Here is a 21,211-nt window from a genome sequence, read left to right on the forward strand (position 1 = left end):
TTCCTCCGCAAAAACTTTCCTTGTTAACCGATCGGTAACATTTGTGGCATCGCTCTGATGGGCCTACACCACTCTTTTTATGTCACAGATTACAAATAAAACCAACAGTTCAACGCGTTACAAAACATCGGTGTTTTCAATGCTTACATCACAAAGATGGAATGGTAGCCCTGTCGGCCATCGGGGTAGCCTGTATTTGTTATCTAAATGTTGAAATTAAATCATGCCAGAACGAGGAAAACACATGCTTAATCAACCCCAGAGTGGCAACGACATGCCGCGGTTTGCCGGTATCCCTACCATGATGCGCCTGCCCGTTGCCGAAGATGCACGCGGTCTGGATGCGGCCTTCGTTGGCATTCCTCTTGATATTGGCACTTCAAACCGCAGCGGCACGCGCTATGGGCCTCGGCAGATCCGTCAGGAGTCGGTGATGATCCGCCCGTACAACATGGGTAGCGGCGCTGCCCCTTTTGAACGGTTGCAGGTTGCCGATCTGGGGGATGTCGCCATCAATCCCTACAGTCTGGCGGACAGCGTTCGGCGTATCGAACTGGCCTATAGCGACATTCTGGCCCATGGCTGCATCCCGCTGACGCTGGGAGGCGATCACACGCTGACGTTGCCGATCCTGCGTGCCGCCGCCGGCCGTCATGGCCCGGTCGGTTTAATTCACGTGGATGCGCATTCAGACACCAATGAGGAGATGTTTGGCGAGCAACTGGCGCACGGCACCACTTTCCGTCGCGCCTTTGAAGAGGGGCTGTTGGCACCCCAGCGGGTTGTGCAGATTGGGCTGCGGGGCAGCGGCTATGAAGCTGCCGATTTCGACTGGTCGTGCCGGCAGGGGTTTCGCGTGGTGCAGGCGGAAGAGTGTTGGTATCGCTCTTTAGCGCCGCTGATGGCCGAAGTGCGCGAGCAGATGGGCAGTGGGCCGGTTTATCTGAGCTTCGATATCGATGGGCTGGATCCGGCGTTTGCTCCGGGTACCGGCACGCCGGAAGTTGGCGGGCTGTCGGTGTGGCAGGGCCTGGAAATTGTCCGAGGATGCCGGGGGCTGAATCTGATCGGCGCCGACGTGGTGGAGGTCTCACCGCCTTACGATCGTTCCGGTAATACCGCGCTGCTGGCGGCCAACCTGCTGTTTGAAATGCTGTGCGTGCTGCCTGGGCGATAAGACGTCGCCACACCTGACCGGCGGAGCCGTTGCGCCTGGATCCAATAACAATAATAAACATGCGGAGTGACTCATGAATCTCGATCTGCTGGTAGTGGTGTTTTACTTTTTGGTGATAGGAGCGGTGGGTTGGTTAGGCGTTCGCCGGGCGACGACCAAAGAGGATTATCTGGTTGCCGGACGTAATCTGGGGCCCTGTTTGTATCTGGGCACCCTGTCTGCGGTGGTGCTGGGCGGGGCGTCAACCATCGGCAGCGTCAAACTGGGTTATACCTACGGCATCTCTGGCGTGTGGCTGTGCGGTGCGCTGGGGGCGGGCATCGTGGTGCTGAGCATGGTGTTGGCAAAGCCGCTGCTTAAGCTAAAGCTCTACACCGTCAGCCAGGTGCTGTCGCGCCGTTATCACCCAGCGGCCAGAGTCACCAGCGGCGCCATTATGTTGGCCTACGATCTGATGGTGGCGGTGACGTCGATCATTGCCATCGGCAGCGTGATGCAGGTGATGTTCGATCTGTCGTTTATCACGTCGATTTTGCTCGGTGGCGGTTTGGTAGTGCTGTATTCAACGTTGGGCGGCATGTGGTCACTGACGCTGACCGACATTATCCAGTTTATCATCATGACCGTTGGCATGATGTTGGTGCTGATGCCGATGAGCATCGTCAAAGCCGGGGGTTGGACGGCGTTCAGTAGCCAACTGCCGGATAGCTACTACCGGCTATCATCCATCGGGCTGGATACTATCGCGGTATTCTTCCTGATCTACTTCTTCGGCATTTTGATTGGTCAGGATATCTGGCAGCGGGTATTTACCGCCCGCAGCAACACTATTGCTCGTTATGCCGGATTAGGGGCCGGCGTGTATTGCGTGCTGTATGGCGTAGCCGGTGCGTTGATCGGCATGGCCGGCAAGCTGGTGTTGCCGCAGTTGGCTAATACCGACGGGGCTTTTGCCGCCATTGCGCAGGCGGTACTGCCGCCGGGCGTCAGCGGATTGGTGGCCGCCGCCGCACTGGCTGCGCTGATGTCGACCGCCAGCGCCTGCCTGCTGGCGTCATCGACCATCGCGCTGGAAGACGTATTGCCGGCGATTCGCAAGCGCCCCTCGGGCGGACTGGCCGCCGGGCGATTTACTACGCTGATCATGGGCTGCATCATGCTGGGGTTGGCGTTTGTGGTGCGGGACGTGATGGCGGCGCTGACGCTGGCTTATAACCTGCTGGTGGGCGGCATGCTGATCCCGCTGATTGGCGCGATTTTCTGGCAGCGGGCCACCAGCACCGGCGCTATCGCCAGCATGCTGACCGGCAGCCTGAGCGTTTTGGGGCTGATGTATTATCAGGGTATTGAAGCCAACAGCCCTATCTACGGCGGCTTGCTGGCGGGCGGCGCGGCCTTCGTGATGGGCAGCTTACTGACCCGGCCAAGCCCACAGCCGCAGGTACAGCCCGAGTAACCGGTAATCAGGGGCTGCCATGCGCAGCCCCATCCTCGTTTAAAGCCAGCCGGAGCGCTTCAGCTTCTGGTAGAGGAAGAAGCAGCCGACGACGGTGACCCCCAGCGTGGCGTGGTAGGCCCATGGAAATGTCAGCTCTGGCATGTCGGCGAAGTTCATGCCGTACAGGCTGAATATCACCGTAGGGATCGCCAGGATCGCCCCCCAACCGGCCAGGCGTTTCACCACTTCGTTCTGTTTTACGGTGACCAGCGCCAGATTGACGTGCATCGCGTTGGTCAGCATTTCGCGCATATCGTCGATATTGCTGACCACCTGATGCGCATGGTCTTGCACGTCGCGTACGTAGGCGCGCAGCTCTTTCGGGATCACTTCTTCATGCAGGCGGATCAACTGATTGCAGATTTCGTCCATCGGCATCGCGGCATTGCGCAGCGCCAGCAGGTGCCGCCGCAGGGTGTAGACGTTCTCGATGGCGGCCTGATCAAATTCCGATTTGAACATGTTGGCTTCAATGCCTTCAATGGTTGCCTCGAACTTCGCCACCACGCTACGGTAGTTATCTACTACAAAGTCCAACACCGAATACAAGGCAAAGCCCGGGCCGCGGCACATTTGCTTATGGTTCTCTTCGGCCTTGGCGCGGATTGGGGCGTAGCTGGGCGATGCACCGTGTCGTACCGTGATCAGGAAGTTCTTGCCCACGAAGAAGTGTGTTTCGCCGTACTCAATTTCGTCATTGCCCCATTGCGCGGTTTTGACCACGATAAACAGCGAGTCACCGTAGGCTTCAAGCTTCGGTCGCTGGTGGGCGCACAGCGCATCTTCAATCGCCAGATCGTGCAGCCCGAACTCCTCCTGCACTTTGCGCATAAAGGCGTCTTCCGGCTGCCACAGCCCGAGCCAGACGAAGGTATCCGGCTGTTTGACCACCTCGCTGATATCATCAATGGTCACTTCGCCCAGCCGTTCACCGGCCTTGTATGCCACGCAATTCACAACCATGGTTGCGGTTTCCATCAGGTCACCTGCTATTCAATTAGGGTTTTGGTGAGAAAGTAACATTCATGTTCCACCGGGTAATTCTGCAGCGTCATCTGCAGTTGATAACCGAGTTTTTCGTAGAACGGCCGCGCCTGAAAACTAAAGGTATCCAAACGAACATAGCGGCAGCCGCGTGCTTTCGCCTCCCGTTCCGCCGCCAGCAATACTTTACGCCCCAGGCCGCTGCCGCGTTGCGAGTCCGCTACCCATAGCCATTCAACGCTCAGCCAGTTGCCCCAGGTCTCGCCGGTCAGGCCGGCGACCACCTGGCCGGCGGCACCCTGGGCGTAAATGCCAAGCGGCTTACGCAGGCTGGGATCCACATAGGGGCTGTTATGGGCTCGTAACCCCTGACGAATAACGTCGAGGGTGTCTTCATTGAGCGTCTCGGTTACGGTGATGTTCATTTTTCCTCCTTGGTGAACTCTTAACTTAAGCGCAGTCTGACTAAAAGGCAACATATTGAAATTTAAAACAAACGTTAAGAATAGTCTGCTGAACTACACTGAATAGGTCAGTTTTTGTCCAGGAGGACGCTATGCACCGATTAATTATGATGACCGCTTTGCTGTTGTTCAGCGGCTTGCTGCTCGCCGCGCCGACGGTAACGCAATTGCAGGACAAGTTGGAACACCCGTGGTCGCTGGCATTTCTGCCCGGCGAACAGGGAATGTTAATCACCGAACGGCCGGGACGTTTACGGCTCTGGCAGCCGGGCCAGGGGCTTTCGGCGCCTATCGCCGGTGTGCCGCAGGTATATGCCGAAGGCCAGGGCGGTTTGCTGGAAGTGTTGCTGGCGCCAGATTTTTCCACCAGCCGACGAGTTTACCTCAGCTTCGCCGAAGCGGGTGATGAGGGTAAAGCGGGGACGGCGGTAGGCTACGGGCAACTTAGCACCGACAACCGACGGCTGGAGAATTTCAAGGTGATTTTCCGCCAGCAACCCAAGCTGTCGGTCGGCAATCATTTTGGGGGCAAGCTGGCGTTTGATCGTCAGGGGAATCTGTTTATCGCGCTCGGGGAGAATAATCAGCGGCCGACGGCACAGGATCTGGACAAGTTACAGGGCAAAATGGTGCGCTTAACCGCCGACGGCGCGGTACCGCCGGAAAATCCTTTTGTCGGCCAGGCCGGCAAGCGGCCGGAAATTTGGTCATACGGTCACCGCAATCCTCAGGGGCTGGCGTTGAATCCGTGGAGCGGGGTGATGTGGGAGAACGAACACGGTCCACGCGGTGGCGATGAGGTTAATATTCCGCAGGCAGGGAAAAACTACGGCTGGCCGATAGCCACCTATGGCATCAATTACTCCGGGCTGGCGATCCCGGAGGCGAAAGGGCAGAAGGTCGCGGGCACCGAACAACCCCTGCATTATTGGCCGGTGTCGCCGGGCATCAGCGGCATGGCATTCTATGATTCGCCGCGTTTCCCTGCCTGGAAGCATTCGCTGTTTATTGGTGCGCTGGCCCAGGAAGCGCTGATCCGCCTGACGCTGCAGGGAGACAACGTGGTTTCTGAAGAAAGGCTGCTGGAGGATCGCAGTGAACGCATTCGCGAAGTGCGGGTCGGGCCTGACGGCTATCTTTACCTGTTAACCGATGCAAGCAACGGCAAGCTGCTGCGGGTAGGGCTCTAGGAGAGAATTGCGCCCCAGCGGATGCGGGGCGCAGGAAACTCAGGTTAACTCACTCATCACACCGCGCTGATAGGCTGGCCGCTCGGTCAGTTGCTTATACCAGCGCTCCATGTTCGGGCGAGCTTGGCGCTTGATCGGCATGGAGAACCAGGCGTAGGCGAAACTGCCCAGCGGGATATCGCCGATGCCGAAGTCTTCACCGGACAGGTAAGGCTGACGACCCAGGGTGTCTTCCACAATGTCGAAATGCTTTTCCAGTGTGGCAATCGCCGCTTCGATCTTCGCCATGTCACGCAGTTCCGGCTTGGTACGCACCAAACCCCAGAACACCACGCTAAAGTGACTGACAATGGTGGCCGTGGTCCAGTCCATCCATTTTTCGGCGCTGGCACGCGCCTGCAGATCCTGCGGGTAGAAAGGTTCGCTACCAAACTTCGCAGCCAGATAGCGCACTATGGTGTTGGACTCCCACAGCACAAAGTCATCGTCTTGCAGCAGCGGCACCAGTCCATTCGGGTTCAATGAACGGTAGAGTTCGTCGTTCACCTTGCCGAAAGCGCCTCCGGCGTTGATATGGCTGTAACTCAGCTCCAGCTCTGCGGCGCACCACAGCACTTTCCTGACGTTGTTCGAATTTTCACGACCCCAAATGGTCAGCATAGAACGCCTCTTTTACGTGGGTTAATCAACCTAACTAATTATTCCTACTCCACAATTCAGCGCTTGTCACACTGGAAGGCATTTTTTGCAGACGTGGGCGACACATTCAGCGTTCCCAGCGGCAAATCTCCCAACCATTCTCCAGCGCCAACGCGTTGAGTTCGCTGTCGGGGTTGATTACCGTGGCGCTGTCGACGTATTCCAGCATCGCCTTGTCGTTGAGGGAGTCGCTGTAGCCGTGGCTGTGCTCGAAGCTCAGTTCCGGATGTTCAGCCAACCACTTTTTCAGGCGGATAACCTTGCCCTGTTGGTAGGTCATGGTGCCGTAGGTGTTGCCGGTGAAGCGGCCGTCTTGCACTTCGACGCCGATGGCCAGCGCGCCGTCGGCGCCAAGCTGGGCGGCAATGGGGGCCACCAGGTGCTCGCCCGTGGCGGAAATCACCAGAATGCAATCACCACGCTCGCGGTGCCACAGCAGCCGCTCGCGGGCGGCAGGGTAGACTCGCGGCAGGATATCGCGGCGAATATAGCGCTGCACCCAGCCGGCCACCGTTTCGGTACTCAGGCCGGCCAGCGGCGCCAGCGTGGCCTGCATGTAGTCCTCCATGGACAGCTTGCCCTGATAATAGTGCTGCATCAGTTGCTGTTCCTGCTGTTCCAGTTCCGCCGGTGCAAACCCTTCAGTGACCAACCAACGCATCCATAGGCTGGCGCTGTCTTCATCAATCAGGGTTTCATCCAGGTCGAATAAGGCTAAATCCATCAGTATTTCTCCGGCAGGCAGGGAGGGGGAATGGGGCTGTTTATAGAATAGCGGATAGCGTTAGTCGCCAGCCAGTGGCGACAACGAAATTGCGCAGAGCATAAGTCGCATTGATGACAGTTTTGCGACGCTTTGTTGAAGGTTTGCATAACTTAGAACGCAACAATATTGGCTGACGCTTGAGCCGCGGTGGTAACTATAGGGGTAATACGCTGGCTATCCAGGAGTTGAAGATGCTGATAATTCGCCTTTATACCGGCCCGATTTTTGTCGGGGATGAAGAGGAACAGGATGATGACACCCCCACTGACGCTGAAGAAGCTGCCGCTGCTGGATCTTTCGCAGCTTGATGGCGACGCCGGGCAGCGGCAGGCGTTTCTTGACGGTTTGCGTATTGCGGCGCGTGACGTCGGCTTTTTCTATTTGCGTGGCCACGGCGTTGATAGTGCCCTGAATGCACAGCTGCAACGGTTGGCGAGGCAGTTTTTCGCCCTGCCGGAAGCCGACAAACTGGCGGTGCAGATGGTGCATTCGCCGCATTTTCGCGGCTATAACCGTGCGGCGGCTGAATTGACCCGCGGCCAGCCGGACTGGCGCGAACAGTTTGATATCGGTGCAGAGCGAGCGGCGCTACCGTTGGCTGAAGCAACCCCACGCTGGGCGCGTTTGCAAGGGCCGAACCAATGGCCGGGGGCACTGCCCGAACTGAAACCGCTGTTATTGCAATGGCAGCAGGCGATGACCGCCATGTCGCTGCGGCTGTTGCGCGCCTTTGCCCTGTCGCTTTCACTGCCGGAACAAGCATTTGATTCGCTCTACGGCGACAAACCCAATGAACATATCAAACTGATCCGTTATCCAGGGCGTGAAGCGACCGCGAGCGGGCAGGGGGTTGGCGCCCATAAAGACTCCGGTTTTCTCAGCTTCCTGCTGCAGGACCGGCAGAAAGGTCTGCAGGTTGAAGTGGATGAAGGGCGCTGGGTTGACGCCGAACCGCTTGAGGATACCTTTGTGGTCAACATTGGCGAATTGCTGGAGCTGGCAACCAACGGCTACCTGCGCGCCACGGTACATCGGGTGGAGACGCCGCCGGCGGGGAGCGATCGACTGTCGATTGCTTTCTTCCTCGGGGCGCGACTGGACGCAGTGGTGCCTGTGTATCAGCTGCCTGAACATCTGGCCGCGGAAGCCCATGGCCCAGCCAGCGATCCGCATAATCCGCTGTTGCGCGACGTAGGCTTTAACTACCTGAAAGGACGCATCCGTTCCCATCCGGATGTGGCGCAGCGTTATTACCAGGATGTGGTTGCTTAAGGGAGGAGGCCGCATACCGCGCCCAACCGGGTGAGTCGGGTCGAACATGTTCGACCCGATTGTTTTGAATTACTCTGCCAGTGCCTGCTGCAGATCGGCGATCAAATCTTCCGCATCCTCAATCCCTACCGACAGGCGCAGCAATTGCGGCGTAATACCGGTTTTCATCCGCTGTTCCAGCGGGATAGAAGCGTGAGTCATGCTGAACGGCTGACTGATCAGGCTTTCCACGCCGCCGAGGCTCTCTGCCAGGGTAAACAGCTGTGAACGTTTGATCACCCGGCGCGCATAGGCATCGTCGCCTTTCAGCCGTACGGAAATCATGCCGCCAAAGCTGCTCATCTGCTTGGCCGCCAACGCGTGCTGCGGGTGGCTCGGCAGGCCAGGATAGTAGACTTCTTCTACCTGAGGTTGGCCTTCCAGCCATTGGGCAATACGCAAGGCGCTATTGCTGTGACGCTCCATACGCAATGCCAGCGTGCGGATGCCGCGCAGCGTCAGGAAGCTGCTGAACGGATCGAGAATGCCGCCCACCGCGTTTTGCAGGAAGCCGAGCTGCTCGGCCAACTCTGGGTTATTCCCCACCGCAGCGACACCGGCGACCACGTCGGAATGGCCGTTGAGGTATTTGGTGGCGGAATGCACCACCACATCAAAGCCGAGTTCCAGCGGACGCTGGATATAAGGCGAGGCAAAGGTGTTGTCCGCTACGCTGATCAAACCGTGTTTTTTAGCGATGGTGGCGATGGCGCTCAGATCAGCCAATTTCAGCAATGGGTTGGTCGGCGTTTCAACCCAGATCATTTTGGTATCCGGTTCGATTGCCTGTTCCAGCCCGGCAAGGTCCGCCGGGGAAACATAGGTGACGCGCAGGCCTGCGGTGCGGCTGCGGACCTTCTCCAGCAGGCGATAGGTGCCGCCGTACAGATCGTCGACCGCCACCAGATGGCTACCCTGATCGAGCAGCTCCAGCACCGTTGAACAGGCGGCCAGGCCAGAGGCAAAGGCATACCCATGGCTGCCGCCTTCCAGTTCGGCAATGGCGCTCTCCAATGAGGTGCGCGTTGGGTTGGCGCTGCGTGAATATTCATAACCGGTATGCTCCCCCGGCGCCGGTTGGGCGTAGGTGGAGGTCGCATAAATGGCCGGCATTACCGCACCGGTGGCATCCGGCGTGTAACCGGCATGAACGGTCAACGTATCAAACTTGGCCATACAATCATTCCTTATTAACGTAATTTTTGGCGCCAGGCGTTAAGCACGTCTGTGCGGGTAATCAAACCGAGGAAACGCTCACCGTCGAGGACGACCGCTACGTGGCCGTGATTGAAGGTGGCCAGTAAATCCTGATAGCTGGCTTCTTTTTGCAGCGTATTGACCGAATGGGTCATGGCGCGGGCGGCCGGCAGACTGAAGTGGCTGGCGTCCGCCTGCACGGCATTGAGCAGATCCCACTCGTCGATCAGGCCGACAACCCGATCGCCTTCCAGCACCGGCAGCTGCGAGATGTCATACAGCCGCATGCGGGCATGAACGATAGCCAGCGTGTCTTCCGGTGCGACCGAAACGGCGGCCCCTTCGTCATGACGGTAGGCGATCAAATCGCGTAAATCCTGATGCTGCGGCTTGCTCAGCAGGCCTTGTTCCAGCATCCAGTGGTCGTTATACATTTTAGACAGGTATTTGTTGCCGCTGTCGCAGACGAAGGTGACCACGCGTTTCGGCTCTGTTTGTGCCTGGCAATAGCGCAGCGCTGCCGCCAACAGGGTGCCGGTGGATGAGCCTGCCAACACGCCTTCTTTGCGCAGCAGATCGCGCGCGGTGGTGAAGGCTTCGGCATCGCCGATACGATAGGCATTGCGCACCTGGTTAAAGTCGCTCAGCGGCGGAATGAAATCTTCGCCGATCCCTTCCACCAGCCAACTGCCGGCCTCGCCGATCTGGCCGTTATCAAGATAGTCCGCCAGGATCGAGCCAGCCGGATCCGCCAACACGAACTCGGTTTGCGGCGAGACTTCGGCAAAATAGTGGCTCAGGCCGCCGAGTGTGCCGCCGGAACCGACGCCAACCACGATGGCATCGACCTGATGCTCCATCTGCTGCCACAGTTCCGGCGCGGTGGTGCGGGTATGGGCCGCCGGGTTGGCGGGGTTGTTAAACTGATCGATATAAAACGCACCGGGGATTTCGTCGGCCAGCCGTTTGGCGTAATCCTGATAGTAAGCCGGGTGCCCCTTGCCCACGTCGGAGCGGGTCAGCACCACTTCTACCCCCAGGGCGCGCAGATGGAAAATCTTCTCGCGGCTCATCTTGTCCGGTACCACCAACAACAGCTTATACCCCTTCAGGGCCGCCACCAGCGCCAGGCCCAAGCCGGTGTTGCCGGCGGTGGCTTCAATGATGGTGCCGCCGGGCTGCAGGTTGCCGTCGCGTTCCGCTTGCTCGATCATCGACAGCGCTACGCGGTCTTTGATGGAGCCGCCGGGGTTTTGATTCTCAAGCTTGACGAACAGGCGGCAGGGGCCGGTATCAAACTGAGTCAGTTCCAGCATCGGGGTGTTACCGATCATATCGATGACGGAATGCGGTATTGCCATGAGGATCTCCAGAATAATTCGGTTTAAAGCCGTTATCTGGATGATAGCGCTGTCAATAAGCCCATTAAAAAGAACAAATAACCACTCAATATGCTTTTTTGGAATATATTAATTCAATTTGGACGTATGGAGGCATGGATGTTCAGCGGTGCAGATGTTCAGCCGTATGGCCGTGGGCCGTTTAAAAAAACGACGCACCGTCGGCTTTTCATCCAATTTACGCGTAACAGCGTACAGTTATGTAAAAATGCTGAAAATTCGCGCTAAACCCTGCAAAAATAAGATGAATCTAATAAACTCACAGCAAGGGCATTTTCGGTACGCCGCTCAACCCGTCATGGGGCCGCAGGGAGTTTGCGGTTGGAAAACGCGTATCGGGCCACTCTCGCTGGTTGGCTGAAAACGTGAATATGTTTGAAAGTTAACGCTATTTCAATGATTTGAATGGATACTCTGGCGACGTCATGATGAAAAAAAACTTTTCCACTACCCTGAAAAAATTAACCTTTAGCGTCAGCATCCTGTTGTTGGCTGCGCCTGTCGTACAGGCGGCGGAAGCGCCGGCTGCCCCGCAGGTCGATGCCAAAGCTTTTGTGCTGATGGATTACAACAGCGGCAAAATTCTGACGGAGGGCAATGCCGATACCCGGCTCGATCCCGCCAGCCTGACCAAGATCATGTCCAGCTACGTGATTGGCCAGGCGATCAAGGCCGGCAAGATCAAGCCGGAAGACATGGTCACCGTAGGTAAAGATGCCTGGGCAACCGGTAACCCGGCGTTGCGTGGCTCCTCGCTGATGTTTATCAAGCCGGGCGACCAGGTGCCGGTGATGGAGCTCAACAAAGGCATCGTCATTCAGTCGGGCAACGACGCCAGCATCGCGCTGGCCGATTATGTCGCGGGTAGCCAGGATTCGTTTGTCGGCCTGATGAACAACTACGCCAAATCGTTAGGCCTGCAGAATACCCACTTCCTGACGGTGCACGGGCTGGATGCGGAAGGGCAGTACAGTACCGCACGTGATATGGCGCTGCTGAGTCAGGCACTGATCCGCGACGTGCCGGATGAATATGCGCTGCATAAAGAAAAAGAATTCACCTTCAACAAGATCCGCCAGGTTAACCGCAACCGTCTGTTGTGGAGCTCCAACCTGAACGTTGACGGCATTAAAACCGGTTACACCGGTGGCGCCGGTCATAACCTGGTGGCCTCGGCCACCGACGGCCCGATGCGTTTGATCTCGGTAGTGCTGGGTGCGCCGAGCGATCGCGTCCGCTTTAGCGAAAGTGAAAAGCTGCTGACCTGGGGCTTCCGCTTCTACGAAACCGCCACCCCTATCAAAACCGACAAGCCGTTTGTTACCCAGAAAGTGTGGTTTGGCGACGTTGGCGAGGTGCCGTTGGGCGTAGCGAAAGATGCGGCGGTCACTATCCCGAAAGGGCAGATGAAAAACCTGAAGGCCAGTTACAAGCTGAACCAGCCGACGCTGGAAGCGCCATTGGCAAAAAATCAGGTGGTTGGCACCATCGATTTCCAACTTGACGGCAAAACCATCGAGCAATATCCGCTGGTGGCGATGCAAGAGGTGAAAGAAGGGAACTTCTTCAGCCGTATCTGGGACATGGTGATGATGAAACTGACCCAGTGGTTCGGCAGCGTGTTCGGCTAGTTATCACGAGGGTTCAAAGACCACGTTGTTATCAAACAGAGGGCGCATGATGGCGCCCTCTGCTTTTATCAGTTACAGGCGACCACCTTGATCGCCAGACCGCCCTGCGACGTCTCACGGTATTTGGCGTTCATGTCCTTGCCCGTCTCATACATGGTTTCAATCACCTTATCCAGGCACACCCGCGGCTCGCTGGTACGACGCAGCGCCATACGTGCTGCATTGACCGCTTTCACCGCGGAAATCGCGTTACGTTCGATACAGGGCACCTGAACCTGGCCAGCCAATGGATCGCAGGTCAGCCCCAGATGGTGCTCCATGGCGATCTCCGCCGCGATGCAAACCTGAGCTGGGCTGCCGCCCATCAATTCCGCCAGACCGGCCGCCGCCATGGAGCAGGCGACGCCCACTTCCCCCTGACAGCCCACTTCTGCGCCCGAAATAGAGGCGTTCATCTTGTACAGCGCGCCAATGACGCCGGAGGTCAGGAAGTAACGGCTATAGGAATTAGGGTTCACCGGACGAATAAACTGGTCGTAATAGGCCAGTACCGCCGGGATGATGCCGCAGGCACCGTTGGTTGGGGCGGTCACCACGCGGCCACCGGCGGCGTTTTCTTCATTCACGGCGAAGGCGAACATATTGATCCAATCAACGACGTTCATCGGATCGATGTTGTTCTTGTCGCCGGTCACCAGAATACGGCGCAGAGCAGCAGCGCGGCGCTGAACCTTCATTGGGCCGGGCAGCAGGCCTTCGGTATTCATGCCGCGTTCAATACCGGCACGCATCACTTGCCAGACTTCGGCGAAGTGCGCGTCGATCTCGGCCTTGCTGTGCAACGCCAGCTCGTTTTGCATCACCAGACCGGACAGCGAAAGGCCGGCGTCCTTGCAGTGCTGTTGTAAGTCACGCGCCGAATTGAACGGGAAGGGCACCTGAACCGGATTCGCCTCCGACAGGCCAAAATGTTCCTCATCGACGATAAAACCGCCGCCGGTAGAGTAATAGGTTTTGCTGTGCAGCAGACGTTCGTCGGCGAAGGCGCTAATGCGCATGCCGTTTTCATGCAGCGGCAGATTATTGCTGTGGAAGTTCATGCTGGTTTGCAGCGGAAAATCCACTTCGTGATGACCCTTGGCCATCAGCAGGCGACCGCGTTGCTCAACGTCACGGATAAAACCGGCGATACCGTCGATATCCACGTCGTGCGGCAGGTTACCCGCCAGGCCCATAATAATGGCGATATCGGTGTGGTGTCCTTTGCCGGTCAGAGACAGCGAGCCGTAGACGTCCACCACGACGCGGGTGGTATCCATCAACTGCTGGCTGGCGATCAACTCATCGGCGAACAGCTTGCCGGCTTTCATCGGACCGACGGTGTGGGAGCTGGATGGGCCAATACCAATTTTAAAAATATCGAAAACGCTGACCATGGTTTCGCCTCCTTCTTCAGGTGTTAGGCGTTAATGCAGGAAAGGGGGCCGTGCAGAGAAGCCGGCGCACAGGGCGCCGGCCGGGCTGGATTAGAGGCTGTACAGGATTGCGGAGATGGCGATCAGGCCCATCACTACCACGAACACGTTACTGATGTGGCCGCTGTACTTGCGCATGGCAGGCACTTTACGGATAGCGTACATCGGCATCAGGAACAGCAGCATGGCGATGATTGGACCACCCAGGTTCTCGATCATGCCGAGGATGCTTGGGTTCAGGGTCGCAACAATCCAGGTAGTCACCAGCATGAAGATGGCGGTGATGCGGTTCAGCTTGTTGGTGCTGATGGTTTTACCGCGGCTCTTCATCGATTTGGCGATCAGACCGTTAAAACCTTCACGTGCGCCCAGGTAGTGGCCCAGGAACGATTTGGTGATGGCGATAAAGGCGATAACCGGCGCGATGTAGGCGATCATCGGGTTGTTAAAGTGGTTGGCCAGGTAGGACAGAATGGAGATGTTCTGTGCCTTGGCTTCAGCCAGGTTTTCCGGCGACAGGCTCAGCACGCAGCTGAACACGAAGAACATAACGGTCAACACCATCATGATGTGAGCGAAGCCCAGAATGCGAGAACATTTCTTCTCGGCTTCTTCCTGGCCGTATTCTTCACGTTTGGCTACCGCAAAGGCGGAGATGATCGGCGAATGGTTGAAGGAGAACACCATGACCGGGATCGCCAGCCACAGGGTGATGATCAGGCCGTGGCCCATACCGGTACCGGCGCCAGACAGGGAAACGTTGTCGAAGATGGCGGTGGACCAGTTAGGGATCAAGTACAGGGCCAGCAGCATCAGCACGCCAACAAACGGGAACACCAGGATGCTCATGGTCTTCACGATAGCCTGCTCACCGAAACGAACGATGGTCATCAGGCCCACGATCAGGATCAGCGACAGAATGGCGCGCGGTGGCGACGTCATACCCAACTGGTGAGTAATGAAGCTGTCGACGGTGTTGGTGATCGCCACGCTGTAAACCAGCAGGATTGGGTAGATGGCGAAGAAGTAGAGCAGGGTGATCAGCTTACCGGCGCCGATACCAAAGTGTTCTTCAACTACTTCGGTGATGTCTTCACCGGCATTTTTACCGGAGAGCACGAAACGGCACAGGCCACGGTGGGCGAAGAAGGTCATCGGGAAAGCGATGATGGCCATGATGATCAGGGGAATCAAACCACCGATACCGGCGTTGATTGGCAGGAACAAAACGCCTGCGCCGATCGCGGTGCCGTACAGGCCCAACATCCACATGGTGTCGGTTTTACGCCAGGTACTGGTAGAGCCAGAAGCCGCAGAGGCAATGGTGCCGGTCTGTGTAGTGTCCATAAATATCTCCGAAGTGAACACGTTAATTTAAAATTAAAGGCAAAACTTAAGGTTAAAACCGAATGTCGCAAGAGCAGATGGCGGCATCGGTAAGAATCAGGTGTTGCTTGCGGGGATAATTGGCGTCCCCCTGGTTGTTTATTTTGCTAATTACCGTTGGCCAGTGTGGCGGATAATTAATCAAATGATATTCCGCTCCCGAAGGGCCTCACATCGATACTGCTGCCGGAAGGTCATGGCCTGCCGATTTTCGTTGGCGGCAAGATAACGATTTACAGTAGAAACAACCGTGATCATGCTCTCAAATGCGTAATATGTGCGGTTAATTGCTTTTTTATTGGCTTTTCATGCATATGTTGCGCGCTTGTGTAAGATTTCATGCTGAAAACGCTCTCATGGATGTTTCAGGATTTATCCGGTGTGGACGATCTGTAACCAGATAAAACGCTGCCGTTGTCAGCAAGCCGAGCAATATATTTTAAGCGTGGGTTTGGATCTAGCTAAAAACCCGGAATAAGCGGTTTTAGTGACGTAGATCACATTGTGATTTTAAGTGAATTAACTTTTAATTAATTGTTTTATATGGTTTTATTTAAAATATCCCGCTAATAACGAAGGTAAACTACTTAACTGGATAGCGGATAAAAATGCTTAACCATTCATCATATAAATAAACCAAATTGGTTATATTTAAACCGGATTGGTTGCGTAATTGTTGATATTTATCTTGTAGATGTTATTGCGATTTATCATATAAAACCCCGCAGATACCGGGCGTGAAAGTAATATTGTGTGGGATTTATCCGTGCTAAAGGAATAAGCAGGAAGAACTGTTGCAATTTATTAACCTGAGATTGGCTGTGGATAAAGAGATTTGCGCATCAATCGAAGATTATTCGTTCAATTTTTGCAGAGAGAAGGGAGCCAGGGAAGGGCACCGTCGGCTGGAACCGACGGTAAAATTCAGCTTAAAAACGAATGGCGATCGCGTTTTCACTGAAAAAGTCCGCAAACTGCGGCTCTGGCTGACGATCGGTTATCACCCGGTCGAACTGCGTCAGTGGACCAATGCAGGCGGGCTTGGTTTTGCCGAACTTGCTGTGATCGGCCACCAGGATTTTTTGCTGTGCCATGGCCATTGCCCGGTGTTTCATTTCCAGCTCGTCAAAATTAAAGCAGGTGGCGCCATGCTGCAGGCTCAGACCGGCGGCGGAGATAAAGGCGATATTCGGGCAGATATGATCCAGCTCGTTGTGCTGGCCGACGGCGGTGAAAATGTAGTTGTTCGGCTTGAATTCACCGCCGCACAGGATCACTTGGCAGTTCGGTTTGTCCTGGAGCGCCAGAAAGGTATTTAGCGAGTGGCATACTGCGGTGAACACCAGATCGTCGGCAATGGCATCGATGATCGCCGGGGTGGTAGTGCCGCAGTCGAAAAATACGGTGTCGTTTTCGTTGATCAACGCTGCGGCCAGCAGGCCGATACGACGCTTTTCCGTGACCTGTTTGGCCTTTTGATCGGAGACAAAATAGTTGGTGACGCCATTGCTGCGGGGATCGGCGACCACATAGCCGCCCAACAGCACCACGGCGGCCGGCTCCGCGCTGAGATCGCGGCGGATGGTCATTTCTGAAACGCCCAACAGCACGGCGGCTTCTTTTAAATGGATCTTGTCAGAGCGCTTTAACGCCTGGACTAACCGATTGATTCGTTCTTCGCGCCGAGTTTCCATCTGTCTTCCCACAGGGTTAAGAGCCATTCTCCAGGGCCGAACACACAAATGCGGGGTAATAGTTGACCAGCCTAAGGCTGGACACATTACCCCGCATCAGATTATCACGGCGCGCGCCCGGTACTGAGGCGCCTCAGTTTATCAGTAGCTGCCGGCGGCAGCCTGATCACCGGAAACGATTGCTACGCCAGAGCTGGTGCCGATACGAGTAGCGCCTGCTTTGATCATCTTCTCGGCGGTTGCGCGATCGCGCACGGCGCCGGATGCTTTAACCCCCATCTCACTGCCTACCGTCGCACGCATCAGCTTGACGTGTTCTTCACGAGCACCGCCGGTGCTGAAGCCGGTAGAGGTTTTAACGAAGGCCACATCGAGTTCGCGACACATTTCACAAACCTGAACGATCTGCGCATCGCTGAGCAGACAGGTTTCCAATATTACCTTCAACGGGATCGCCGCGCAAACCTCGCGCACGGCGGCGATGTCGGCTTTGACTTCATCCAGCAGGCCGCTTTTCAGCCAGCCTACGTTGATCACCATGTCAATTTCCTGCGCGCCGGCTGCAATCGCCGCTTTGGCTTCGAAAGCTTTGGCTACGGTCAGGCCGGCACCCAGAGGGAAGCCGATCACCGAACAGATTTTCACTTCGCTTTCCTGCAGCAGATGCGCAGCCAGCGGCACATAGCCGGAGTTAACGCAAACGGCGTAGAAGTTGTGCTGCTGCGCTTCTTCACAGAGTTTGGCGATTTGTTCTTCGGTGGCATCCATCGCCAGCAGGGTGTGGTCGACATAGCGGGCGTAATCAATGTTTTCAGTCGTCATTTCGATTCCTTGTTGAGGTTTGATCAAAGCACAATGTGAGTAATGTTAGAATAATAACATTCATCTGACGGTTAGGATAGCGTGATTTTAAAAATGAAGCACAGATCATCGTTTTTAGGCTGTGTGGTGTATAACATTGGCAGTGATGATATGTTATTTAAATAACATTTTGGTGCTGGATGCAGGTTTGACCTGCGAGAACACCCAGGGGAAAAACTATGGATATGCTAATAAATCTGGTGCCACAGCGGTTTGGGGCACAACCAGATGAAGTTTTCCGCAATGCGGATTTTGTGGTTACCGCTGTTGATTGTGCTCAGGCAGGGCCGATGCTGACGTTGGAAAATAGCCGCGGCTCGCTGCGGGTATTGCCCTACAGTGGGATGACGATTTGGGATGCCGATTTTGATGGCTACTCGCTGAAGTCGGGCCGGCGTAGCGTCAAGGCGGCCCGTTGCCATCCTCATAGCGGCGTTGCTTTCCATTCACCCTGGCCGTATGAGGATGGTTCATCATCAGAATTAAACATGCAGCGTGTAGCGTTGCAGCTAGAGGGGAATACCCTGACGCTGTACGGCAGTGGCGAACTTGCCGATCGGCAGTGCAGGTTGCGCCCGGCGGTGAGCTTGACGGCGGACAGCGCACAATTTTCCATTGATATGCAAATCACTAATCTCGCCGAAGCGCCTTTACCGCTGAATTATGTCTGCCAATTAAATTATGGCTGCATCCCAGCAGCCATTTTCCGGCAGAATTTACCGGCACCGGCCTTGATGCCAACGGGGAGCATCGCCGATCGGGGCGTGCTGTGTTCGGACGATTTGTCGTTGTATGTCGATCAGGCCGAGTTTTTTATGTTGGCCTCAAAGGGCAGACGATACGTCACGCGTTTTTCCACCGCACAATTTAACTATGGTCTGCGCCCCGTCACACAACAGGGCAGCCAGCGTTTGTTCAGGTTTATCCAACCGGCCACCGGTAAGGGCGACAAACTGCCTGCAATGGTGATAGAGGCGGGGAAAATGAGAGCCTTCAGTGTCACCACCGGGGTGGTGTGAAACAGGAGCGGAGCCGCCCCTGTCTGAAGAGAGATTACTCTTTAACCCACCCTTTACGGATCGGGAAGGCGAACAGGAAACGGTACAGGCGCGTCAGTTTGGCGGCAATGATGTCGCCGAACAGGTTCCACACCAGTTGGGCAAACAGGCAGCCTACCAGACCGAGCAGGAAGCCACCCACCATGTCCAACGGCCAGTGCACACCCAGATAGACACGGGACCAGGCGATGCCAGCCGCCACGATTAACAATAAAATCCCCGACCAGACACGGTGCCAGAACAGGAAAGCCAGTGCGAAAGTAAAGATGGCGGTACCGTGATCGCTGGGGAATGAACTGTCCGGCGCATGCGCCAGGAAGGTATACCCCACACCGGCGACGAATGGCCGTTCATGTGGCAGCAACATGCCGATAGTGGCGGCAGAAAGCATGGCAAACAGCAGAGCAATTGTCGTCTTGGCCACCACTTCACGTTGCGACACCAATTGGTTCTGCGGCCCCCACAGCCATAGTCCGATAATCAGCATCGGCACGATAGCGATCAGATCGCGAGCCAGAAAAGTGGCGACATCGATCGATCCTTCGGGGGACGCCGGGGTCGCGTTGATCCAGGCGAAAAGAAGATAATTCAACTGCTCTATCATAGTTACCTCGTCTTGCGGCGGATAAACCCGCTCGCCATGCAATAAACAGCCAGTTGGCTGAGCCAGACCCACCAACCCGCCCACAGGTTATGGGTAAGAAAATGTGCGCCGCGCATGACCTGACCAAAACCCATCAGCATGCCGAGCACAATGCCGCCGAACCAACACCAGTAAGCCAGGCGTGGGCGTTGCGGATAAAACAGGAAAAACAGCGCCATCACGGCAAAGCCGCTGGAGGCATGACCGCCAGGGAAGCAGCGCCCCGGTCCAGGTACCGCCGGTATTGCGCCGAACAGAGGATAGGACATCGCCTTACCGCCGTATTCGATTAAATCCCAAGGGCAGGAATGTGCGCTGGTGGCTTTCAGAATCCCGACCACCAAGGGACCAATGCCGATCAGCAGCATGGTGACAATCATGCGCGGGTTACGGCGATAAATGCCCCAGAACAGCGCCAGCACCGCACCGGTAATCACGCCGATTTTCAGCAGGCGGTGGTTAATCAAGTCCAGCCAGTGATTGTTCTGCCACGGAAAATGCCCGCTGGCGGCGTCGAACCAGTAATTGCTGATGGCCCAGTCCAGCTGTTCATTGCGCGACAGCCAAAGGAACAGCAACCCACTGGCTATCAACCCAAAAACCTGCCAACGGTAAAAGGATGCCGGCAGCGAGTAAAGGGCGTTAGTCTGAATTTGGGGTGTTGTTGAGGATTGATTTAGTGAAGGTTTTGGATTCACGCAGGGCTCAGATTCAATCAGAGTGATAGAGAGCCCCACTGTAATAATTCTGTCTTAAGAAAACCTTAATGCAAGGGCAAGCCTGCTGTGAGAAAGGAATAGGCGGGCTATCGGCTTTCAGTTAAGGTAATCGTTTGCTTTTTATTGGGAAGATGTGGCGATGACAAAAAAATTGAATCTTGTGCTGTTGGCGGTCTGTGGCGCGCTGTTTTCTCCTCTGACGGTGGCGCAGCAGGGCGTTGTCCCCGGGCCGATTGTGGTTCAGGGCGCAATGCCGGTGGAGGCGGAACGTTTCGCCCAACGTCTGGACAACCCGCGTGAAGAACAAATTGGCGGCTGGCGCTTCTGGCGCGGCACCGTGGACGGTTATCCGGTCGTGGTGTCGGAAACGCTGAAAGGCATGTCTAACGCGGCGGCGGCTACGGCGATCGCCGCGACCCAGTTCCGTCCGGTGGCGATCATCAATCAGGGCACTGCCGGCGGCCACGATCCTGCGCTGAAAGTGTATGACATCGTGCTGGGAAAATATTCGGTTAGCCTGGGCGCGTTTAAAACGCCGAAAAAAGAACAGGGCGAAGGCAGTGATTCACGGCAGTGGCAACCTATGGATTTGCTGGCTTCGAAAGGCAGCGCCGGTGAGGATAAAAATCCCCATACGATCCGTCAATTCCCGGCAGACGCTAAACTGTTGGCGATAGCGGAGAGCGTTAAGGGCAGCTACGCGCAGGGCAAGGTCGTTGAAGGAGTGATTGGCTCCGCCGACGTCTGGAACAGCGAACTGGATCGCATTCGTGACTTCCGCGAAAAATATCATACCTCGGTAGAAGAGATGGAAACGGCTTCGGCCGCTCAGATAGCCGCGGCTTTCAATATTCCTTTTGTCGGCATTCGCGTCCTGTCCAACAATATTACCAACCAGGGTAAATACGATCCGCAGACCGGGCTGGCGTGTCAGGATTATGTCTACCAGGTGGTGAAGGCTTATATCGCTGAAAACGCATCTCGCTGATTGCTTATCCTGATTTGTGGTCGGCATTCTGGTTGTTGTTGCTGACCATTGTCCATTGTAAAGAAGATTA

Annotated in this window: 19 protein-coding genes; 7 read left to right on the top strand and 12 right to left on the bottom strand. The window is 56.0% G+C overall.

Features of this window, described 5'->3' with window-relative positions; all coding sequences use genetic code 11:
* Positions 1-244: 244 nt before the first annotated feature.
* Both speB and M495_RS07580 read left to right on the top strand, forming a co-directional pair.
* Positions 245-1,177 carry an agmatinase gene (gene speB / locus M495_RS07575; RefSeq protein WP_020826051.1) on the top strand — a complete coding sequence of 311 codons (933 nt, stop codon included), beginning with the start codon at positions 245-247 and terminating at the stop codon, positions 1,175-1,177.
* Between the two features lie 73 nt (positions 1,178-1,250).
* Positions 1,251-2,633: a sodium:solute symporter gene (locus tag M495_RS07580; RefSeq protein WP_020826052.1), complete on the top strand. Its 1,383-nt coding sequence runs from the start codon at positions 1,251-1,253 to the stop codon at positions 2,631-2,633.
* A 39-nt stretch (positions 2,634-2,672) separates the two neighbouring features.
* Here M495_RS07580 and M495_RS07585 read toward each other — a convergent pair whose 3' ends face one another.
* Both M495_RS07585 and M495_RS07590 read right to left on the bottom strand, forming a co-directional pair.
* On the bottom strand, positions 2,673-3,653 hold the full coding sequence (locus tag M495_RS07585) for a magnesium and cobalt transport protein CorA (RefSeq protein WP_020826053.1): 981 nt from the start codon (positions 3,651-3,653) through the stop codon (positions 2,673-2,675).
* Between the two features lie 11 nt (positions 3,654-3,664).
* A complete protein-coding gene (locus M495_RS07590) occupies positions 3,665-4,084 on the bottom strand; it encodes a GNAT family N-acetyltransferase (protein WP_020826054.1) in 420 nt (139 codons plus the stop codon).
* 131 nt (positions 4,085-4,215) lie between these two features.
* Between M495_RS07590 and M495_RS07595 the strand changes: the two genes are divergently transcribed.
* Positions 4,216-5,313, top strand: a complete 1,098-nt coding sequence (locus tag M495_RS07595; protein WP_020826055.1) for a PQQ-dependent sugar dehydrogenase — start codon at positions 4,216-4,218, stop codon at positions 5,311-5,313.
* A 39-nt stretch (positions 5,314-5,352) separates the two neighbouring features.
* Here M495_RS07595 and M495_RS07600 read toward each other — a convergent pair whose 3' ends face one another.
* Positions 5,353-5,973 carry a glutathione S-transferase family protein gene (locus tag M495_RS07600; protein ID WP_020826056.1) on the bottom strand — a complete coding sequence of 207 codons (621 nt, stop codon included), beginning with the start codon at positions 5,971-5,973 and terminating at the stop codon, positions 5,353-5,355.
* Between the two features lie 106 nt (positions 5,974-6,079).
* A complete protein-coding gene (locus M495_RS07605) occupies positions 6,080-6,736 on the bottom strand; it encodes an HAD family hydrolase (RefSeq protein WP_020826057.1) in 657 nt (218 codons plus the stop codon).
* 294 nt (positions 6,737-7,030) lie between these two features.
* Between M495_RS07605 and M495_RS07610 the strand changes: the two genes are divergently transcribed.
* Entirely contained in the window at positions 7,031-8,050 is a 1,020-nt protein-coding gene (locus M495_RS07610) for an isopenicillin N synthase family dioxygenase (RefSeq protein WP_020826058.1), read from the top strand.
* Positions 8,051-8,119: 69 nt separating this feature from the next.
* Here the strand turns inward: M495_RS07610 and M495_RS07615 are convergent, their stop codons facing one another.
* Positions 8,120-9,265, bottom strand: coding sequence for a trans-sulfuration enzyme family protein (locus M495_RS07615; RefSeq protein WP_020826059.1), 1,146 nt, complete (start codon positions 9,263-9,265; stop codon positions 8,120-8,122).
* A gap of 14 nt (positions 9,266-9,279) precedes the next feature.
* Positions 9,280-10,647 (bottom strand): pyridoxal-phosphate dependent enzyme, encoded by a 1,368-nt coding sequence (locus M495_RS07620; protein WP_020826060.1) that lies wholly within the window; start codon positions 10,645-10,647, stop codon positions 9,280-9,282.
* Positions 10,648-11,111: 464 nt separating this feature from the next.
* Here M495_RS07620 and M495_RS07625 point away from each other — a divergent pair, with 464 nt between their 5' ends.
* Positions 11,112-12,317, top strand: coding sequence for a serine hydrolase (locus tag M495_RS07625; RefSeq protein ID WP_020826062.1), 1,206 nt, complete (start codon positions 11,112-11,114; stop codon positions 12,315-12,317).
* Positions 12,318-12,385: 68 nt separating this feature from the next.
* On the opposite strand, the gene M495_RS07630 is transcribed toward M495_RS07625, so the two are convergent.
* The 4 genes from M495_RS07630 to deoC form a co-directional block, all read right to left on the bottom strand.
* Positions 12,386-13,753 carry an L-serine ammonia-lyase gene (locus M495_RS07630; protein WP_020826063.1) on the bottom strand — a complete coding sequence of 456 codons (1,368 nt, stop codon included), beginning with the start codon at positions 13,751-13,753 and terminating at the stop codon, positions 12,386-12,388.
* Positions 13,754-13,843: 90 nt separating this feature from the next.
* On the bottom strand, positions 13,844-15,139 hold the full coding sequence (locus M495_RS07635; protein ID WP_020826064.1) for an HAAAP family serine/threonine permease: 1,296 nt from the start codon (positions 15,137-15,139) through the stop codon (positions 13,844-13,846).
* Between the two features lie 968 nt (positions 15,140-16,107).
* Entirely contained in the window at positions 16,108-16,872 is a 765-nt protein-coding gene (gene deoR, locus M495_RS07640; protein WP_020826065.1) for a DNA-binding transcriptional repressor DeoR, read from the bottom strand.
* A gap of 141 nt (positions 16,873-17,013) precedes the next feature.
* Positions 17,014-17,694, bottom strand: a complete 681-nt coding sequence (deoC, locus tag M495_RS07645; RefSeq protein ID WP_020826066.1) for a deoxyribose-phosphate aldolase — start codon at positions 17,692-17,694, stop codon at positions 17,014-17,016.
* A 218-nt stretch (positions 17,695-17,912) separates the two neighbouring features.
* Between deoC and M495_RS07650 the strand changes: the two genes are divergently transcribed.
* A complete protein-coding gene (locus tag M495_RS07650; protein ID WP_020826067.1) occupies positions 17,913-18,752 on the top strand; it encodes an aldose epimerase family protein in 840 nt (279 codons plus the stop codon).
* 34 nt (positions 18,753-18,786) lie between these two features.
* Here M495_RS07650 and ybjG read toward each other — a convergent pair whose 3' ends face one another.
* Entirely contained in the window at positions 18,787-19,392 is a 606-nt protein-coding gene (ybjG, locus tag M495_RS07655; RefSeq protein WP_041415284.1) for an undecaprenyl-diphosphate phosphatase, read from the bottom strand.
* Between the two features lie 5 nt (positions 19,393-19,397).
* The gene (locus tag M495_RS07660) at positions 19,398-20,132 is read right to left on the bottom strand and encodes a phosphatase PAP2 family protein (protein ID WP_041415286.1); all 735 of its coding nucleotides are present in this window, start codon (positions 20,130-20,132) and stop codon (positions 19,398-19,400) included.
* A gap of 160 nt (positions 20,133-20,292) precedes the next feature.
* On the opposite strand from M495_RS07660, the gene M495_RS07665 reads away from it, so the two are divergent.
* Positions 20,293-21,141: a 5'-methylthioadenosine/S-adenosylhomocysteine nucleosidase gene (locus tag M495_RS07665; protein ID WP_020826070.1), complete on the top strand. Its 849-nt coding sequence runs from the start codon at positions 20,293-20,295 to the stop codon at positions 21,139-21,141.
* Positions 21,142-21,211: the final 70 nt, after the last annotated feature.

This window comes from Serratia liquefaciens ATCC 27592, from assembly GCF_000422085.1.
GTDB lineage: Bacteria > Pseudomonadota > Gammaproteobacteria > Enterobacterales > Enterobacteriaceae > Serratia > Serratia liquefaciens.

What these genes read in the sequence shown, in the direction of transcription:
- M495_RS07605 (WP_020826057.1), bottom strand. Translation starts at nt 6,736, where the DNA reads ATGGATTTAGCCTTATTCGACCTGGATGAAACCCTGATTGATGAAGAC.
- M495_RS07585 (WP_020826053.1), bottom strand. Translation starts at nt 3,653, where the DNA reads ATGGAAACCGCAACCATGGTTGTGAATTGCGTGGCATACAAGGCCGGT.
- M495_RS07650 (WP_020826067.1), top strand. Translation starts at nt 17,913, where the DNA reads ATGGATATGCTAATAAATCTGGTGCCACAGCGGTTTGGGGCACAACCA.
- M495_RS07590 (WP_020826054.1), bottom strand. Translation starts at nt 4,084, where the DNA reads ATGAACATCACCGTAACCGAGACGCTCAATGAAGACACCCTCGACGTT.
- M495_RS07595 (WP_020826055.1), top strand. Translation starts at nt 4,216, where the DNA reads ATGCACCGATTAATTATGATGACCGCTTTGCTGTTGTTCAGCGGCTTG.
- M495_RS07665 (WP_020826070.1), top strand. Translation starts at nt 20,293, where the DNA reads ATGACAAAAAAATTGAATCTTGTGCTGTTGGCGGTCTGTGGCGCGCTG.
- M495_RS07615 (WP_020826059.1), bottom strand. Translation starts at nt 9,265, where the DNA reads ATGGCCAAGTTTGATACGTTGACCGTTCATGCCGGTTACACGCCGGAT.
- M495_RS07630 (WP_020826063.1), bottom strand. Translation starts at nt 13,753, where the DNA reads ATGGTCAGCGTTTTCGATATTTTTAAAATTGGTATTGGCCCATCCAGC.
- deoR (WP_020826065.1), bottom strand. Translation starts at nt 16,872, where the DNA reads ATGGAAACTCGGCGCGAAGAACGAATCAATCGGTTAGTCCAGGCGTTA.
- M495_RS07625 (WP_020826062.1), top strand. Translation starts at nt 11,112, where the DNA reads ATGATGAAAAAAAACTTTTCCACTACCCTGAAAAAATTAACCTTTAGC.
- M495_RS07600 (WP_020826056.1), bottom strand. Translation starts at nt 5,973, where the DNA reads ATGCTGACCATTTGGGGTCGTGAAAATTCGAACAACGTCAGGAAAGTG.
- speB (WP_020826051.1), top strand. Translation starts at nt 245, where the DNA reads ATGCTTAATCAACCCCAGAGTGGCAACGACATGCCGCGGTTTGCCGGT.
- M495_RS07635 (WP_020826064.1), bottom strand. Translation starts at nt 15,139, where the DNA reads ATGGACACTACACAGACCGGCACCATTGCCTCTGCGGCTTCTGGCTCT.
- M495_RS07580 (WP_020826052.1), top strand. Translation starts at nt 1,251, where the DNA reads ATGAATCTCGATCTGCTGGTAGTGGTGTTTTACTTTTTGGTGATAGGA.
- deoC (WP_020826066.1), bottom strand. Translation starts at nt 17,694, where the DNA reads ATGACGACTGAAAACATTGATTACGCCCGCTATGTCGACCACACCCTG.
- M495_RS07620 (WP_020826060.1), bottom strand. Translation starts at nt 10,647, where the DNA reads ATGGCAATACCGCATTCCGTCATCGATATGATCGGTAACACCCCGATG.
- M495_RS07610 (WP_020826058.1), top strand. Translation starts at nt 7,031, where the DNA reads ATGACACCCCCACTGACGCTGAAGAAGCTGCCGCTGCTGGATCTTTCG.